The sequence below is a fragment of the Actinoplanes sp. TBRC 11911 genome (assembly GCF_012933445.1).
Classification (GTDB): Bacteria; Actinomycetota; Actinomycetes; order Mycobacteriales; family Micromonosporaceae; genus Actinoplanes.
The window spans coordinates 15,924-34,263 of record NZ_JABBNC010000043.1; the positions used below are offsets into that span (position 1 = coordinate 15,924).

An 18,340-nucleotide genomic window follows, 5' to 3' on the forward strand; every position below is an offset into this window, starting at 1 on the left:
GACCTCCGCCCGGAGGTCCGGGGACTTATCCTGGCGCGGATGTATCCGATCCCGGTGCTGTTCGCGCTGCACGCGGGCGGCCCGTTCGTCGGACGTGCGGCGCAGCTGGCCACACTGCTGTCCGGGCGATTCGTGGCGATGCTCGTCACCGGCGAGGCCGGGGTCGGCAAGACCCGGCTGGTGGCCGAGGCGGTGACCGCGGCGGCGCTTCCGGTGGTCGTGGCGCACTGCGACGACCTGCGTGAGCCGCAGCCGCTCGGACCGGTGCTGGACGGGTTGCGGGCGGCCCGGACGGCCGGCGTGGTCGACGCGCGCCGTCTGCGGGGTCATCGAATGCTCGGCGTCCTCGCGCCGCTGCTGCCGCAACTGGCCGAGTTCCTGGCGCCGGCGCCGGCGCCACTGCCCGATCAGGACGCCGAACGCGCACGGCTGCTGCGGGCGACGGCCGCGTTGCTGGGTGCGCTCGGGCCGCTCGTGCTCGCGGTTGAGGACCTGCAGATGGCCGACCCGGCCACCCTCGAACTCATCGACCACCTCGCCGCCCACCCCGTCCCCGGCCTGATCGTGCTGATCACCATGCGGGACGGGGAATGGCCGGGCGCGTGGCGTCCGAGCGCCGCCGTGGGCCGGTTGCGCGTTCCCGCGATGACCCGCGAGGAGGTGGGCAGCCTCGCGGCCGGGCTGCTCGACACCGACCTTCCGGCCTCGGTCGTCGCCCGGCTGCACGAGCGCACGGCAGGCATCCCTTTCCTGGTCGAAGAGGTGGTCCGCTCCGACGCGGATCAGGTGCGCGAGCATCCCGAGGTGCTCGCCGAGGGTGCCGTCCCCGCGCTGCTGCGCGATGTGCTGACGGCCCGGTTGCGGCCGCTGGACGACGTCGCGCGGGAGGTGCTCGGCGCGGCCGCGGTCAGCGGGACGGCGGTGGATCCGCAGGCGCTGGCTGCCCTGCTCGGCTTCGATGTGAGCGCCGTGCGGGCAGGCCTCGCGCGAGCGGTGGCGGCCGGTCTCCTGCATTCGCGGGACGGCCGGCTGTGGTTCCGGCACACCCTCGCCCGGCAGGTCGTCCATGACCTGCTGCCCTCGATGACCCGGCGCTTGTTGCACCTGCGGACCGCGCGGATGCTGGAACGGCAGCGGCCCCGGCCGGTGGCCCGGCTGGCGCACCACTATCGGGAGGCGGGCAGCGCGGCCGACCACGTGCGCAACGCGGAGGCCGCGGCAGCCCTGGCGAGCGCGCAAGGCGACGATGCGACCGCAGCCCGCTTCCTTCTGGGTGCGACCGGCTATGACGAGTTGCCGCGTCCGGTGCGGGTGCGACTGGCCGCGAAGCTGGGCCGGTCCGCGATCGAAGGCGTTGCCCAGGCCGAGGCGATCCCGGTGCTGCGCTCGTTGCTTCAGGATCGCCGTCTGCCGTCCGGGGCCCGCGGCGAGCTCGGCTTCGCGCTCGGCCGGATGCTGCGCCAGCAGGGCGAGGCCCGGCTCGGGTACGAGGAGATCGAGCGGGCGGTGCCGTTTCTGCGCAACGCGGGTCGTCGCGCCCGCGCGCTGGCGGTGCTGTCCGCACCGGACACCGTCGTGGGCCGGCACGTGTCGCAGCATCAGCGGCATTGCCTCGACGCGGCGCGGGCGGCTCAGGAATCGGGGGAGCCGGCTGCCCGGCTCGCGGTGGAGATCGCGCGCTTGTCGCTCGCGCTGGAGACCGGCGACCCGGGCGCCGGGAGCGCGGTGCGGGCCGTGCTCGCCGACCTCGAGGACTACCCGAGGGAACGGGCGCGGGCAGCCTTGAACTGGGCGCAGGGCGCCTTGCACGTCGGCCGGACATCGCTGGCAACCTGCCTGCTCGAGATCGGCCGCCCGGTGGTGGACGCGGCCGACTACGAACGGCTGCGGCCAGTGGTCGAGCTCACCGAGATGAGCCTGGACCTGGCCGCCGACCGTCGGGCCGGCCTGGCCGACCGCCTGTTGCGTTTCCTGGCTCGCCCGCACCGGCTGCCGCTGGCGATGGCCGACGCGCGGCTCTACCTGGCTCGCCTACACCATCGCGAGGGCCGGGTCGAGCCGGCCGAGCAGGGCATGCGGGAGGTGATCGCCGAGGCGGAGCGGGTCGGCGCGATCTGGCCGCTGGTCCCGGCCCGCACGGCGCTGGCCGCTTTGCTTTCCGAGCTTCCCGGCCGTACGCCCGAGGGCCGCACCGAGGCACGCCGTGTACTCGACCTGGCGGCCGGAAAGGGCCTACCCGCCTGGGGTGCCGAGGCGACCCGGGTTCTGGCCGGGTTGGTCTAGGGCGGCCTGCGCCACCGATCTGAGCTCCCGAAGATACGGGGGAAAGTCGCTCGCGGGATCCTCGATGACCGCCAGCGCCACGTCCACTCCACGAAGCAGTCCCATGATGAGCCTCCGGCGGTGGTCCGTGTCGGCTATCGAGTCGAGGAACAAGCCGCCGGTCCCGAACGCGGCGAGCAGCTGCTGCTTGACCGTCTCTTCCTCCTCCGTGCCGGCCGGGATGTTCAGCACGATGCGCCGGTAGATGGTGTTTTGAACCCACCACTCGCGCTCGTGTCCGAAATCGATGATGATCATGCAGGCATCCCGGCGCGGGTGCGGAAGTTCAGGGCGGCGTGCTGCTCGTAGGCGGACATCGGGCGTTCCGGGCCCATGCCGAAGCGGCCCACCGAGGGGTAGCGCAGGATCGTCGCCACGCGGCGGCGGCTGGCCCGGTCCAGCGCGAACCAATCCGCCTTGTCGGTCCAGTGGCGCGGGCTGTCGGAGCGGATGTAGTAGTGCCAGGACAGCACCTCGGCCGGGTGGAACAGGTCGTATCCCCAGGTGTACGCGCGGGCCGACAGCGTGGCCTCCTCGCCCTGGAAGTAGATGTCCGGGTCGTAGCGGACCTCGCGGGCGAACGAGCCGGGGGCGAACAGGAATCCGGCGGCGACGAACCGGGCCGGGACCGGGGCGTCGCGGTGGTGCCAGTCCTCGATGGTGCGCTGGGCCAGCAACGGCAGGCCGTCGTCGGTCCAGCGTTGCAGGAACAGCTCGCTCGGGACGCCGCCGCGCTCCTGGGCACCCGTCGGGTCGTACATCGGGGGATAGCAACTGATGACCGGCTTGCGAGCTTGCGTACGGGCGGCGAGCTCGACGAGGCGTACGTCCCAGCCGGCCGCGAAGCGGGTGTGGCTGTCGACCTGCAGATACCAGTCCTCACCCGCGTACTCGGCCATCACCTCGGCCCGCGCCCAGCAGGCGCCGCGGCTGTCGCGGGCGTCCCGGTCGAGCAGGCGGACCTGAGGCCGGCCGGCGATCGCCGAGACGTCCTCGTCGCCGTGGTGCTGCCAGTTCACCACGACGCGCAGCTCGTCCGGGTGGCGGGCCTGGGCCAGGCAGTCCAGGACGGTCGGGACCAGCTCGGGGTCGCGGTAGGCGGCCACCGACACGAAGATGCTCACCGGATCAGGCCGCCGCTCAGCCGGACCCAGGCCGCGCCCTCCGGATTGACGAGCACGTCGGCGTCATCGGGTAGCACGGCCCGCAGCTCGAACAACTCGACGGTTCGCCAATCGGGGGCGAAGAGGCGGTCGCGGTGCACGGCGCTGGTGGCCACGACGACGCAGAGCACCTCGTCGGGGGAGCGGACCAGCAGGGGCCGGCCGTCGCCGTTGAACGCGAGCCAGAACTCGCTGTCCGCCAGCAATTCCCGCAACTGCTCGATCTCCACCTCGCCGTGCATGGCCAGCCGCACGGCGGCGTCGATCGGGTCGGTGGGCGAGTTCTCGAACCGCGGGACATAGCCGGGGTTGGGGCGGAACGGGCCGGTGGTGCCGTCCTCGCGCAGCGGCCAGATGCCGATGACCGCGCGCTCGTCGGGCTCGTCCCATTCCGGATCGGTGAGCAGGATGCCGTCCATCAGGCCGTTCCCTCCGACGCGACCAGCCGGGCCAGCGCGCGGTGCAGCGCGACCGCGTCGACCTCCGGCATCCGGTACTCGCGGGCCGTCAGCGAGGCGAGCAGGTCCGCGTCCGGGCTCAGCGCGTACGTGCGCAGGTAGTAGGCGACGGCGTCGGTCCAGATCCAGCGGCCGTCGGTGCGGAACGTCATCGGCACGACCGGCCCCGCGTCCTCGTCGAACACGTCCGGTTCGCGTTTGGTGGTGGTGAGCACCACCGCACCGGTGTCTAGATAGGACAGAACCGGGGCGAGCTCGGCGGACAATACCGGATGGTCGACCGTGAACTGGCCGCCGAGCACCGGATCGTACGAGTCGAACACCCGCGCGACGGTGAGCGGCTCGGCCGGCCGGGCCGCCCACAACAACGCGGACCGGCCGCGCGCGGCCCGTTGGTCCGGGGTCGGCGGCTTGCCGAGCAGCTCGACGTCGGCATCCCCGACGGCCGCCCGCAGCGGCTCGGCGTCGGCCGCGTCGAGCAGGTAGACCCGCCGGCGGCCGGGCAGGCGCCAGGCCCGCCACAACGCGACCGGCTCGGTGACGGCCGCGAGGGCGGCCACCGCGGCGGCGTCCGTCTCGTCCATCCGAGCGCCGGGGACGGTCAGGTCGAGCACCAGCGGCGCGGGGCCGAGGGCAGGGGCGAAATCAGCCATGGTGTGTTCCTCGCGCTGTGCCGTCGTATCCGATCGGCTCGATCTCTTCGGCGATGATCTTGCGGATGCCGTTCTCGAGCTGCTCGTCGAGGATCCGGAACCGCGAACCCGGCGCCAGCAGAATCTCCTCCTCCTCCATGAAGCTGGAGTGCAGTTGAACATCGCGGCCGCCGTATCCGTTCAGCCGCAGCTCCAGCAGGATCCGGTCGGGCGTCATGAACGCCTTGGGCGCCTCGCCGTTGCGGCTGGTCGACGCCACCGACTTCATCGAGAACTCGGCCCCCTTGGTCAGGCCGGGCGCGTCCGGGTGGGCGCGGAAGACGGTGATGCCGGAGATCGGGGGCAGTGCGCGCAACGCGTCGACCGCCATGTCGGCGTGCGACCGCATCTCCAGCCACAGGCCGGGCAGGATCTCGTCGATGCGTTTCACCATGTCCGTACGGATCGCGGCGAGCATCCTCGCGTTGTCCGGCAGTTTGAACAGTTGCTGGTATTCCGTTCGCATGTAGCTCAGGCGCTCGTCGTAGTCGAACAAACCAACCCCGTCCGAGACCGCCCCCTTCGCCAGGTTCTTGTCCATCAGCAGCAGGAGCGCCTCGCGCATCGGCGCCGGATCGGCCGGGGAGTCCTGGCTCGCCGGATCCTCCAGCACGCCGTGGATCAGTTTGTAGTGGCCGCCGGTGTAGTAGACCAGGGCGGCCGTCTGCGCCACGCTGACCCGCTTGCGCATCTCGGCGACGGTGATCCCGTTGCGGGCCTCCCATTCGTTGCCCATCCTCCGGTACGCCTCCGGGAGCTTGTCGCGTCGCTCGACGAGGTACTTCTGCAACGTGAGGAGGCGTTCCGCGGTTTTCCACTCGTTCCGCCCGGTGGCGACGAACTGCTCGGTCTGACCCACGTACCGATGGAAATACATGCTTTCGTACGGGAGATTCTCGCGCTGCTCGTCGCCGAGCGTCACCCCGGCCCGCACCAGCTTCTCGAACAGCTCGACCTGGTTGGTCAGCCCGTCCGCGCGGATGCCATGGAACGGCATCCCGGCCTTGTCCGCCGCGACCACCAGCGCCAGCGGCCGCAGCCAGGCCTTCGTCGCGAACTTCCCGGCCAGGTCCATCCGCCGCTTCGGGTCCGGCTCGAGCACGCGCAGGAAATAGAGCGACCGCGCGTCGCCGTCGCCGGGCGGTGTCTCCTTCAGCGCCTCGACATCCAGGCCTAGCTTCTCGGCGAGGGTCCAGTCCCGCGCGTCGGCGAGCTTGCGGAACGAGGCCTCCAGCGCGCTCGCCGTGTCATCCCCGATCAGGTCGGCCAGGCTGGACGCCCGCTCCGCCTTGTCCGGCTGCACGGCGGCCGTGACCGCTTTGGCCTTGGCGATGGCCGGGGCCACGTCGACCTTCCTGAACTCCTTGAGGAGCAACGATTCGTACTCGTCGCCGTAGTCCTCGAGTTCGTTGCGGGCACCGGACAGCGGCCGGTCGGCGAACGGCCGTCCCCAGGGCGCCCAGCGGTGTGCCGGCTCCCGCGGATCGGTCACGGTGGTCAGGTGCGGGCCGGTCTCGCCGTCGTCGGCGCCGGCTCGGTACCGGCGCCAGGTGCCGGTCGGCGGGATCCTCGGCACCGGCCGGCCGTCCGGGTCGTGGCCCACCGTCTCGGTGACGAAGACGGCACCGTCCGCGGTGGTCCAGGCCGGGCCGTCCGGGGCGACCACGGTGGTGTCCGGCAGCAATCCGGCGAGCTGCTGGGCGAAGCCGTCCGGGGCGCCGGTGTCGCAGACGATCAGCACGACCGGCTGCCCGGCCCACGAAGGGTGGGCCTGGATCATCGCGGCCACCTCGGCCGGGGTCAGCGTGCGTCCGTCGTGCACGACGCCGTCGCGGGTGCCGTGCGCGACCACCGTGAAGTGGCCGGGTACGGCGGCGACCAGCCGTGCCGCGGGTTCGTCGTCGCCGGCCAGCACGAGGGTCGTCGCCGGATCTCTGGGGACGATGACCGGCTCGATGACCGGCTCACGGTCCGGGTTGGCGGCCAGGTCCGGAAGCGGCCCCCGCAGGGCGGGCCGTCCCTGCGCGTCGTAGTCGACGGCCGGCCCGTCCCAGACCCTCCACATCGGAGCCTCGGGCGCCGGCGGATGGGCGAACGCCGCGACCTGCTGGTCGTGCTCGGCGTGGGCCTGCCACCACGCGGTCTCCGCCTGGGTCACCGCGGCGTCGATCGGCGCGAGGTCCGCGCCGGGTCGCGTGGCCGCGACATCGCGGCGCTGCACGGCGGCGGTCCACGTCCGGCCTGCGTCGGCCAGCGCCGTCGCGGAGGCCCGCAGCGCGGGCGGCAGGTCGGTGCCGGTGCGCTCGCGGGCCGCGGCCTCGTCCATCCGGATCGCGGCCGCGTTGCCGACCGCCACCTCGACCCCGGCCGCCGCCCGGCCGTCCGGAGAGCGGGCGATGAGCCGGTACTCAATTCTGTAGGCCAGGTTGCGGGTGATCGGGTCGTCGCCGGTTGCCGAGGAAGGCTGCTGTTCGATCGGGTCGAGGTCGTCGCGCACGTTGGCGGTGGCCTTGCCCATGCGCTGCGCGTTGGTGGCGTAGAGCGGCTGTTCCAGATGCGTGCGGTCGGTGACCGCGGCGAACGGATGGCGCGCGTGCGGGTTGTCCACGCCGGGATGGCCCAGCTCCTTGGCACCGTCCGGATGCTGCACGCCGCCAGCGACCATCGGCAGGTTGGTGCGCAGCCCGAACTTGTGGCCGGACGTCTCCTCCACGGTGTCGAGCCGCAGGCCCTCGACGCTGCCGCCCAGTTCCACGTCGGCGTCCGCGCTCACGAACGCCGGCCCGCGCAGCAGCCGCGCGTCGAGGACCAGCTCGCGGCCCAGCCCGGCGGGGATCGGAAGCCGGAACGTGCCGTCCCGCATGACCGGCAGGCCGGCCTTGGCGGTGGCCGGGGTCAGCCCGTTGCGGATGGCCGTGCGGACGTTCTCGTCGACCGTCACGCCGGACGCCCGCAGCGCGTCCTCCGCGGCCTGGTGCAGATCGGCCAGCCGGGTGAAGAGGTGCTCGACGGCGAACCGGCCGGCCTCGGGCAGCGAATCGGCGCCGGCGTCGGTGCGCCACCGCTTGCGGGCGTCGTCGCCGAGCTGGGCCAGCGGCACCCGCGTCGCCGCCGAGGCCTTGCCGAGCTCGCCGTCCGGCCGCCGGTCGCTCGCGTGCTGGTGCACGTCGACCGGGCGGATCTGCTGCAACGTCACACCTTCGGCGGGCAGCCCGTGCCCGGTCACCGTGATGTCGAGCCGCAGGTCGCCGTGGTAGGTGGCGACCGGTCCGCGCACGGTCAGGCTCTGCTCGTGAGTGCGGCTGCCGGTCTTCGTGTCCCGCACGTTCTTGGTGGCCAGCGCGGCCGAGCCGGCCAGGCCACCGCCGGCCGCCACGGTCGCCGGGCCGTGGCCGTTGTCCTGCGGCGGCTGGCCGTCCGCCGGCTTGTCGTTGGCAAGGCCCTGGCCCTGCACGGCCACCGCGACGGTCGCCAGCGTGCGGCCGTGCGTGTTGGTGACGGCCGTCGTCGAGGTCGCCCGGTCGGTGACCGTCAGCTCGTCGACGTGCTCGACGCCCACGAACGCCGGGGCATTGCCGAAAGCGGCTCTGAGCGTGACGTGGTAGGTGTGCCCGCCGAACCGGCCCTCCAGCCGCAGCGGGAGCCGCGGCCCGCCGTTGATCGCGCCGGCGGCGTGGTGGTGCGCGCCGGCCAGGAAGGTGCGCAGCGCGTGCACGTTGTCGTGCGGCTGTTCCAGCGGCGAGTCGGGCAGCAATGCGTGTGCGATCTGCTCACCGACCTCGTCCGCGAGACGCTGCCGCAGCTGCTCGATCCGGTCACCCAGGTCGACCGGCGTGCTGATCCCGCCGATGCCGAACGACGGGTGGTCCGTGGCGGACAGTCGCGCCGGCGGAAGCGTACCGGCTGGGGGATTGTCCACCGGCGGAGCCGGGCGTTCGACGTCGAGCTGTGCCGACTCGGTCTGCTGCCGGAACCGGGCGTCATCGCGCTGCCGGTCGTGCCCACGGGCCAGGTCTGCCCGCGCACGCTCCTGCTCGTCGGCCAGCGCGCGAACCTCACGGACCTGCCGATCCCGCAGTTCCGCGCTCTCGCGCTCGTCCTGCCCCGGGCGCACGGCGGCCATCAGCGTGCCGCGATCCTCCGTCGACCGGTCGTGCTGTGCGCGCGCGAGGTCAGCCCGCTGGGTCTCGTGGACGGCCCACTGCCGCTCGCGTTCGTGGCCCTGCTCACCGAGCAGCTTCTCGAGCAGGCCGCCGTGCCGGTGCTGCATCGCCACGTCTGCCTCGCCGTGCGCGCGGGCGAGGTCGGCCTCGCGCATCCGGTGCACCTGCTCCATGGTCAGCCACATCAACACGGCGTCCGGCATCGTCATCCGGGCGCCGGCCCGCTTGACGTCCGGGCTCGCCAGCCCGAACGGGTCCAGGTTGCTCGCGTGCCGCGCCTCCGCCACGATCTCGGCGTCCACATCCACCTGGACGAGCACCCGCCGCTGCGGGCGGCCGCCGAGGCGCACCTTGGTGAGGCCGCTGACCATGTTCTCCTTGATTCCGCCCCAGGTCCGCTGCCACGGCGTGATCGTGGTCGTGACGCGCGCGCCGCCCGCACTGGTATGCCCGCCGTCGTCGGCCGCGGGACCGGTCGAGGAGACGAAACCGCCGGCCGTGAAGCTCGCGTCGACCGCCCAGCCCCGCCGGTCCCGCGCGCTGGAACCGCCGGCCAGGCCCCGGCGAACCCGCTCGAACTCGCCGGGCGGCAGGATCCGCGGGTTCGTGGGCCGCAACCGGACCTTCGCGTTGCCGATCGCGTCGTCCGCCCGGCGCTGGTGGGTCAGACCGGTCAGGCTGATCGGCCGGCTGAACACCTCCGGCTGATCCTTGAGCCGCTCGGGTGAGAGGTTGTCGCCGATCGCGTTGGAGATGCGCCCGTCGGGAAACCGGAAGATCGGATCGTCGGCGGCCTTCACCAACGTGTCGCGGACGGCGTCCTGCAGGTGCTCGAGGCCGATGAACGACTCGATCCGGGCGCCGTCGAGGTCGTGCGAGTAACCGCCGGTCACCTTGTTCAGCGGCGGCGGCTGCTCGATCGGGGCCCGGTGGCGCGGCGGCTCGGCAACCGTGCGGGCGGGTGGCTTGGTCTCGCTCACGCGATGCTCGGGCACGAGCAGTTTCAGCTTCAGCGGGAACGTCTTCAGCTCGCGGGCGGAGGCGGCCACCACCTCCGGCAGGCCGTGGCCGGGCCGGCCCACGCTGAGCCGGCGCATGTTGGCGTTGAGGCGTACCGAGGACTGCATGGTCGCCTGGACGTTCAACGTGCCCTGGAACTCGCGCATGTCCACGTCGTCGAAGTCGCCGTCCGGGGTGAGCAGCGCGCCGTACCGGGAGTCGAACGCGGTGCGCCGCTCCGCCGTGGTGTCGTGCCCGCGGGTCCGGGTGACGGCCACCTTGGGACCACCGAAGACGCCGCCGGTCGCCGCGCCCGCCTGGCCGAGCACGTAGGCGTCCACGCTGAGCTCGCCGGTCGTGCTCGTATCCCGGCCCGCCGTGGTGCCGGCGGTGGTATGCCGCTTGGCTTCGATCTGGTAGGCGCCGCGGTCGCTGAGCGGGCCGTCCGAAAGGTCGTCCAGCTTGCCCTTGATCGTCACGATCGTCGTGTAGTCGTGCATCCGGCCCTGTTTGACCAGCGGGATCTCCAGGCCCGGGCCGACCATCCGGTCGAGCAGGTAGCGCAGGTGCCGGTTGGACAGCTTGGTACGCGCCGTGGCGTCGCGGGAAAGGATGGCCTGCACTCCGGCGCTCAGGCCCTTCCCGAGGGTCTCGTCGCCGAACTGCTTGAGGAACGTGTCCCGGTCCAGCTTGAGTCCTTTGTGGCCGGGCACGTCGCGGAGCACCTCGAGCAGGTGCGAGTAGACCTTGTCGCCGCCGCTGAGGTCGTTGACGATGGCGCCGCCGAACGATCTGCCGTGTTCGAGCTGCGTGGGCCCGTAGTACTGCCGGTCATCGCCCTTGCGGAAGACGCGGCCCGGGTCGTCCGGCAGGAGCAGGGTGCCGCGGGCCCGGTCCGGCGTCGTCCACTGCAGCGTGCTGAGGTTGCCCCGGAGGAACCGCGGCGGGTGGCCGACCACGCGCACCTGCAGTTCGTAGACGGTCTGGTAGCGGATGGCCGGGCCGGTCGCGGTGAGCCGCTCGGTGTGGTTGGCGCGCTCGTTGTTGTCCTGCGTGTGCGGGCCGCGACGGCCGACGCCGACGCGCGGGCCCACCGCGATCGACACCGGCGCCACGTCGAGCCCGGCGCCGCCCATGACGTACGCGTTCCACGGACGTTCCACGGCGGTGCCGGCGGTCTCCGTGCCGCCCATCCGCTGAACGTCCTTGTGGGTGACGCCCTCGACGTTCTCCACGATCTGCATCTGCCGGGCCACCGTGCGGTACTGGATGGCTCGGTTGCGGCCGGGGAAGAGCCGGCGCCAGCCACGCGGCGACCGGACCAGCGCGTCCGAGGTGACCCAGCCCTTGTGCGGATCGATTCCGGGCGCGTTCGAGGTGTCGAAGGCGATCGAGCGGCCCATGTTCCACTGCAGACTCGCGTCGCTGAAAAGATTCCGCAGCACCGTACGCCCGTGCGACCCGACCCGGGTGACGTCGCCGAGCCCCATCTCGTCCAGCATCTCGGCGACCTGGTCGAAGTACGTGTCCTCGCGCGGGCCGACGACCGACTCCACCCCGAACCGCTTCGGTGGCTCCTTGGCCATCTGCGGGGCGTCCGCGGCCCGCTCGGGCAGCGGGTCCGGCTCCGTCAGCGTGGCCGGCACGGTCAGGCCCACCGACCGGGCGGCGTCGACGCTGCGGTCGTGCTCGCCGGGGGTGCGCAGCACGGCGGTGAAGGTGACCGGGACGGTCACCGCACGCTGGTCGCCGACGACCACGTCGGTGGTGGTCTTGAAGGTGGTGCGGTGCATGTTCGCCTGCGAGGTCTGCGGCGCGGTCGGGATGGAGCCGCCGGCGCCGAACACGGCCGGTGGCGTGACCCAGGCCGTCGTCCGCGGCTCGATGTGGTGGTCCTGGGTGGCTCGCATCTTGTTGGTGGCCGAACCGCGGGTCTGCGAGGTGAGCTCCCGCGTCCGTGCCGTCTCGTCGTCGAGGGTCATCTCGCGGAAGTCGAGCGTCGCGGTGACGACCAGCTCGGCGGGCTTGCCGTTCACCGTGACCGGGTAGGGGCGTCCGGCGCCGACGAACGGGGCGAGATCGTGGCGGACGTCGTTGGTCAGGTCGGTCAGGACCGCCTCGTCGATGCCCGGGGCCAGCTCGCGGACCTTGGCGGACAGATCCTCGCCCTCGGTGGTCCGCACCTGCTGGGCCATACCAAGAGACTGGTTGTCGCGCAGATAGCGGGGAAGCTTCTGCCGTAGCAGGTCGACCGGGGCCGGATCCGGATCCGGATCGTCCGGCGCGTGCACGATGATCGCGGGGACGGTGTCGTCCGCGGGGACGATGTCGTCCTGGACGTTCTCGTCCGCGGCACCCGCCCCGGGCGTGGGCCGCCTGGGCGCGTGCGACGGCGTCTGCACCGGCCCGGCGTCGGCGGAGGTCGACGCCGCCGGCGCCGGGCCGGCTGCCCGCACGACGGAAGGCGGAGGCGGCGGAGGAGGAGCGGGCGGCGCCGCCGGCAGATTTTCCCGGACCGCCTTTTCGGTGACGAAGCGCAGTTTGATGAGGCGCAACACGTGGTCCGGGTCGCTCCGCCGGCCCGTCCAGCCGAGACCCCGGAAGTATTCCTGCAGCGGGGCTTTGTCGACGCCGGTCGCCGGTTGGAAGGCCATGTCGGCCAGCTTCCGGACCGTCTCCGGGGTGATGCCCGGATAGTCGGCGGGATACTTGGCGACCAGATGCTGGACCTGGTCCTGCCAGGTGTTGCGGTCGAGGTGGCTCTGCGGGATGACGTCGGCCTCGCCGGTGAAGTTCTGCAGCAGCCGCCTGCCGTCCGTGGTGAGGGCCAGCGACGCGTCGAAGACCACCTGCTTCGCGCCCTCGGTCGCGTCTTTCCGGTTGGCCAGCAACGAATCGGCGAGGCCCAGGCCTTCCTTCGAGGTGTAGAGGAGGTTGGCCGCATCGTTGGCGGACGGCACGCCGAAGGTGACGTTCTTCTCCAGCGAGTCCTGCCGCATCCGCAGGAACGTGTTGGGCTCGGGCAGGTAGACCAGGCGGCCGTCGATCTTCGCCATCTCTTCGCGTAGCGCGAGGTCGGCGTCGTTCTGCGTGTTGGCCTTCGCGATGACTTCCGCGGTCACGGCCGGGCTGCCGGTCTCGTTCTTGCCCTCGTGCAGCCGGTAACCGCCGCTGATCAGCTCCGCGTCGGGGTGGCGGGACGCGACGTCGGTGAGTTTCTCGAAGACGCCGGTCATGTCATGGACGTCGCTGTCTCCGATGTGGACGAAGACCGGTGCGTCCGGCGCCTGGTCGCGAAGCTGGTTCAGGACGGTCTGAGTCTGGTCGTGCCGGATGATCGTCTCGCGGATCGCCCCGTACGGGATGCTCTTCTGGTCGCTGTCCGAGGAGGCGTTCCCGTCCCACGTGAACGGAACCACCACGACCGGGAAGGTGACGCCCTTCTTGACGGCGAGGCTGCCCACCTCTCGCTGGATGTCCCGGGCGGCTTGCGGGTTCCGGCTCAGGTTGCCGTTGAGCCCGATGACCAGCGCGAAGCGGCCCTGATCGGAGTTGTCGCGGAAGGCCGCGGCGTACTTGTCGACCAGCTCGCCGAGGTTGGTGCGGGTGGTCGCGGGCACGGTCGCGACGATGGTCGGCAGGTTCGCGTTTCCGGCCGGCCGCGCCGGTGGATCCGGATTGATGACACGCGGCGTCAGCGGGGCGAACCGGAAGGACTTCTGCGCGTTCCGGAAGCTCGTGCTCCCCTTGTCCACCATGTGGTCCGAGCCGGAGGTGGTGGCCTGCTCCTTGCCCTTCGCGCCGTAATTGCCCGGCGCCGATGCGGCCTTCGCCTTGGCTTTCGCCGGCGGCGGCTCGGCCTTCGCTTTGGCTTTCCCCTTGTCCTTCGGGGCGTGCGACGGCGTCTGAACCCCGTCGTCCGGCGCGAGGTCCGCCGGCGTCCCGGTCATTTCCCGTACGGGTCCGGCCTGGGCGCTTACGTGGTCGATGGCCGCGAGGTCGGTGCCATCGAGGTAGTCGACACCGTGCGCACCGGGTTGCACGGGCAGCGTGTAAACGTCGCTGCCCATGACACCGGGGCGATCGGCGCCCCGGAACAGGTGGTTGTCGGAGGTGTAGCCCTCCTTGGCGCCGAGGTAGTGCATGACCTCGTGCACGCCGACCGCGGGTGTGTCGTGGCGGCTCCACAGGTGCTGATGGACGTCCGCGGCCGGATCGTTGGTGACCTCGACGGGCGGATTCCGCTTCGGATCGGTGTCCCAGTCGTTCAGCATCCCGGCACGCCACGGCGGCGTGTCGAAGGTCAGGTTGACGTGCAGCCGGTGACCGTCGGCCAGAGTGTGCTTGCCGTTGACCATCGTGCCGATGGTCTGCTGGACCTGCCGCCCGTACTCGGCGCGCTGTTCGGGCGGGATGGCGTCGTTGCGTGAGACCAGATCCAGGTGGACGTCGAACGCCCGCACCTTGGTGCCGTCCGGTGCGGTGAACTCGCGCATCCGGAAGTCGATCGTGGTGTTCTCGCCGCGCAGTTTGCCGGTGCCGAAGGCGATCGTGTTCTTCGCAGCGGGCACGAACCGCTCGGTCCGCAGCCTCTTGGGCTCGGCGTTGTCGTACGCGGCCTGCCAGTCCCGTGGCATGGTGCCGGTCTCGTCGCCGGTCACGGTTACCGGCGGTGTCACCGTGCCGGGCCGCGGCTGCGGGGGCGCGGACGACGGTGTCTGCGTCGTGAGCGGATTGTTCTTGAGAGCTTCGTTGGTGTCCCGGGCCAGCTTCACCAGCCGGCCGACAGCCTCCTTGTCGGCACCCTTGCGGACGTCCCCGATGGTTTTCTGGATGTCCTGCTGGCGCTGCTTCCCGACCGGGCTGACGCTGTGGAAGGCGATGTCGCCCAGATCGCCGGCGAAGCCCGGGTCGATGCCGGCGTAATCGTCGTTGGACTTGATGAGGTGCTGCACCTGGTCGACCCAGGTGCCCTTGTCCGCGTGGCTCTGCGGCACCGAATCCGGCCGCGACGGATCGTAGTTCTGCAGCAGCCGGTCGCTCTCGGTGGTGATCGCCAGCGCCGAGTCGAAGACCGCGATCCGGTGCGGTTCGCTCAGGACGAAGCCGCGGTTGGTCTTAACCGATTCGGCCAGGCCACGTCCCTCCTTGGAGGTGTACGTGAGCGCGGTCGAGTTGTTGGACTGCACCCCGAACGTAATGTCGGTCTCCAGCGCGGTCATGCCGTCGCTGACGCGGATCAGGGTGTTCGGTTCGGGCAGGTAAACCGAGCGCGAATCCACCTGCGCCATGGCGTCCCGGACCGCGCGGTCGCGCTGGTTCGCCTGGATCGCGGTGGGGTCGGTGCCGGCGCCGAACCGGTACCCGCCGCTGAACATCTGAGCGTCCGGGTTCGCGGCGGTCACGGTGTCAGCGAGATTGAACATCGGCCCGGTGTCGCCGGTGGCGGAGAGGATGTCCGCGTCACCGGTGTGGATGAAAGCCGGCGCGCCGTCGCCCTGCGCGATGAGGCCGGACAGCATGCGCTCGGAGTCCGGGTGCCGGATCAGGCTTTCCCGAATTGCCGCGTACGGGATGGTGGCCTGATCCGGCCGCGCGTCGGCCTTGATGGCGGAGTTGCTCCACTGGAACCCGACGATCCGCACCGGGAACGGCAGGTTCGCGTGGCTCGCCTGGTTGGCCAGCGCGTTGACCTTGTTGCGGATCTCGTTCTCGCTGACGTCCCGCGCGAAGCCGTTGACCCCGATGACGAGCCCGAAGCGCCCGTCCATGGTGCCGTCCGCGAACCCCTCCCGGTACTTGCCGATGAGGACGTCAAGGTTGGTGCCGACGGTGGCCGGGACGGTGGCAAGGTAGGTGGGGAGCCCCTCGGTGTTCGCCGTACGCGGTGGGGTCGTGCCGATCTGCCGGCTGACAACTTGGTGGAAACCGAAGCGCCGCTGCGCGTTCTGGAAATCCGCCGACCCGGACGCGACCATGGGCGCCTGCTTGGGCGCATGCGACGGCGTCTGAACCGCCTCACCCGGCGTCTGAGTCTCGCTCGGCGTCCGGATTCCGCCGGGTGCGGCCGGTGGCGAGGCCGCGTTCACGGCGACAGAATCAACATTGACCGCGTATACGCCTTGGCCGTCAACATTGATTCCGACAGCGTCAATGTTGATTGCTTCAACGTTGACGGTGTCTATGTTGACTTCGCCGATGTCGAATGCGTCAGCGGTCGGGGCCTCGACCGGCGGCGGTGGGCTCTGCCGCGCGCGGTTGATGGCCTGGGCTCCGCGGTTGGTCGACGGCGACGAGCTGGTGCTCGGAGCCGTGTTCACCGTGCGGGGCCCGGTGCCCGCGGCTGCGTTGGTGGCCGTGTTCGAGCTAGCTGCGGTGTTCGGATTGTTCGCGGTGTTCGGGTCGCTGTTCGACGGCGCGTCGATGTCGATGGGGACGCTAATGCCGGCGAGGGCGCTGCCGGAGCCGACGCCGGTGTTTGCGGGAGCCGACCCGATGCCGACTTCCGCTGGCCCCGCGCCGATATTCGCTGGCCCCGCGCCGGTGTTCGCCAGGCCGGGGCCGACATTCGCGGACGCCGGGCCGATGCCGACGCTTGAGGGTGTCGGGCTTGCCGGACCCGCGTCGGCCGGCCTGGCGTCTGCCGGAGGCGGCGCGTTGATGCCGCCGGTCCCGACCGCCGTGGGACTCGTGCCGGGAGTTGTGGTGGGCGATTCCACCGCATTCACTGAACCGTTGCTGCTCGATCCCGCGTTGGCGTTGCCGCCTGTGCCCGTGCCGTTTTTGCCGACAGTGCCCGCGTCGGTGTTCCCGCCCGTGTCCGCGTTGGATGGTGCCGTGGCGGAGCCCGGTGGCGCGTCGGACCCGCCGATCGGTGACCCCGTGGCGGTGTCGTTACCGACCGTGCCTGACCCAGAGTTGGTACCTGACGGTCCGAGACCGCCGTTGTTAACACCGCCGTCACTTGCCGCCGGCTGGCCGGCGTCGCCGACCGTCGCGCCCCCGGCCCCCGCGCCGGCTTCGATGGCGCCTCCCGACCCGATGCTCGACGGACCGTCGGCGCCGCGAACGGATCCGTCGCTACCAGCGCCCGAGCTGCCGCCGGCCGAGTTATGCCCGCCGGCACCAGAATCGCCGGACCCGGTGCCAGCCGACCCCGCGTCCGACGAGCCTGCGCCCGTCGGTTTTGCACCGGTCGAGTCCGTGCCGGACGACCCTGCGCCGGTCGAGTCCGTGCCGGACGACCCAGCGCCGGATGAGCCTGCGTTGGATGAGCCTGCGCCAGCCGAGCCTGCGCCAGCCGAGCCTGCGCCAGCCGAGCCCGCGCCAGCCGAGCCCGCGCCGGTCGAGCCTGCGTTGGATGAGCCTGCGCCGGATGGCCCTGCGCCGGTCGAGCCCGCGCCGGATGAGCCTGTGCCGGACGATCCTGCGCCCGAGCCACCCGCCCCGGATGACCCCCCGCCCGAGGCCCCTGCCCCGGACGGCGATGGGGCGCCTACCCCTGATGGTCCCGCTCCGGACAGACCGCCTGCCACGCCGCCGGATGCGCCCGGGCCCACCGCCGGCGGTGGCGTGCCGCCGCCGGCCGATGGCGTTACGTGCGGGCCGGCGCCGACCGCCGAGTCCAGCGTGGGCGGTGGCGGCAGCGCGCCGGCGCCCTGCGGGCCGCCGTGGCCGTGGCCGCCGCCGCCGATCTCCTGGGCCCAGTGGTGGGCCATGCCGCCCAGGATCGAGCTGGAGAAGGTGGCCAAGCCGTTGAAGCCGCCGCCGCCGAGCATCACCGAGAACAGGCCCTCGAAGCCGGTTTCGCCCGCCCCGGACAGACCCTCTTTGAAGTAGATGTTCTTGCTGAACTTCGGGAAGAACTTGCCGCCGATCGCGTGCACGCCGGCCGCCCCGCCGCCGATGAACACTCCGCCCGCGAAGCCCAGGCCCAAGTCCTTGTAGTCGATGCCCTTGCGGTTGCCCTCGAGGATCTGCGCGAGCTGACCCGCGGCGCCCTGCCAGACCTCCTCCAGGCCCTCCTCGATCGCCTCCCACATGAGGTGCATCAGGGTTTGCCGGAGGCGCGCCCGGAGCTGCCCGATCAGCGTCCCGACGATCTCCTGGCCGATTTTGATGAGGCCGGGCACAGCGGCCGCGCCGAAGCCGCTGGACAGGGCGATCGCGATCTCGACGACCTGGGTGAAGGCGGCGATGACGACGGCGTACTGGGTGGACTCCGAGTCCAGCGCGAACTGGAAGGACGCGCCGCCCAGGGCGTTCGAGATGTCGCCGCCGGAGGGGACGTCCTTGGTGATCTCGCGGAAGAACGTGTTGAACGCGTCGGCCGCGGGGCCTTCAAGGTAGCCGTTCAGGGCGTTGCCCAGGTTCGCCGTCCCGGACAGCCCGCCCAGCAGCGTGTTGGTGAAGGCGTACAGGTCGTTGCCCATGTCCCGCAGCGCGGACGGGTCGGCCTTGGGGAACTGTTCGCCTACGCCGTACAGGATGAGGTCGTAGACCCACTGCCACTGGGGGTCGTCCGGGATGTGGAAGTCGGGCAC

General features: G+C 71.6%; 6 protein-coding genes. 1 reads left to right on the forward strand and 5 read right to left on the reverse strand.

Annotated features, from left to right (window positions below; genetic code table 11):
* Positions 1-39 precede the first annotated feature (39 nt).
* Positions 40-2,283 (forward strand): AAA family ATPase, encoded by a 2,244-nt coding sequence (locus HH310_RS37845; protein WP_169180567.1) that lies wholly within the window; start codon positions 40-42, stop codon positions 2,281-2,283.
* Here HH310_RS37845 and HH310_RS37850 read toward each other — a convergent pair.
* The 5 genes from HH310_RS37850 to HH310_RS37870 are packed head-to-tail and all read right to left on the reverse strand — an operon-like array spanning position 2,233 to position 18,340.
* Complete coding sequence (locus HH310_RS37850; protein ID WP_169180568.1) at positions 2,233-2,580, reverse strand: hypothetical protein; 348 nt, start codon at positions 2,578-2,580, stop codon at positions 2,233-2,235. The genes HH310_RS37845 and HH310_RS37850 overlap by 51 nt on opposite strands.
* Entirely contained in the window at positions 2,577-3,446 is an 870-nt protein-coding gene (locus tag HH310_RS37855) for a GlcNAc-transferase family protein (protein ID WP_169180569.1), read from the reverse strand. The genes HH310_RS37850 and HH310_RS37855 overlap by 4 nt, the downstream gene beginning before the upstream one ends.
* Entirely contained in the window at positions 3,443-3,904 is a 462-nt protein-coding gene (locus HH310_RS37860; RefSeq protein ID WP_169180570.1) for a type VII secretion system-associated protein, read from the reverse strand. The genes HH310_RS37855 and HH310_RS37860 overlap by 4 nt, the downstream gene beginning before the upstream one ends.
* Positions 3,904-4,596, reverse strand: a complete 693-nt coding sequence (locus HH310_RS37865; RefSeq protein WP_169180571.1) for a hypothetical protein — start codon at positions 4,594-4,596, stop codon at positions 3,904-3,906. The genes HH310_RS37860 and HH310_RS37865 overlap by 1 nt, the downstream gene beginning before the upstream one ends.
* Positions 4,589-18,340, reverse strand: a complete 13,752-nt coding sequence (locus tag HH310_RS37870; RefSeq protein WP_169180572.1) for a hypothetical protein — start codon at positions 18,338-18,340, stop codon at positions 4,589-4,591. The genes HH310_RS37865 and HH310_RS37870 overlap by 8 nt, the downstream gene beginning before the upstream one ends.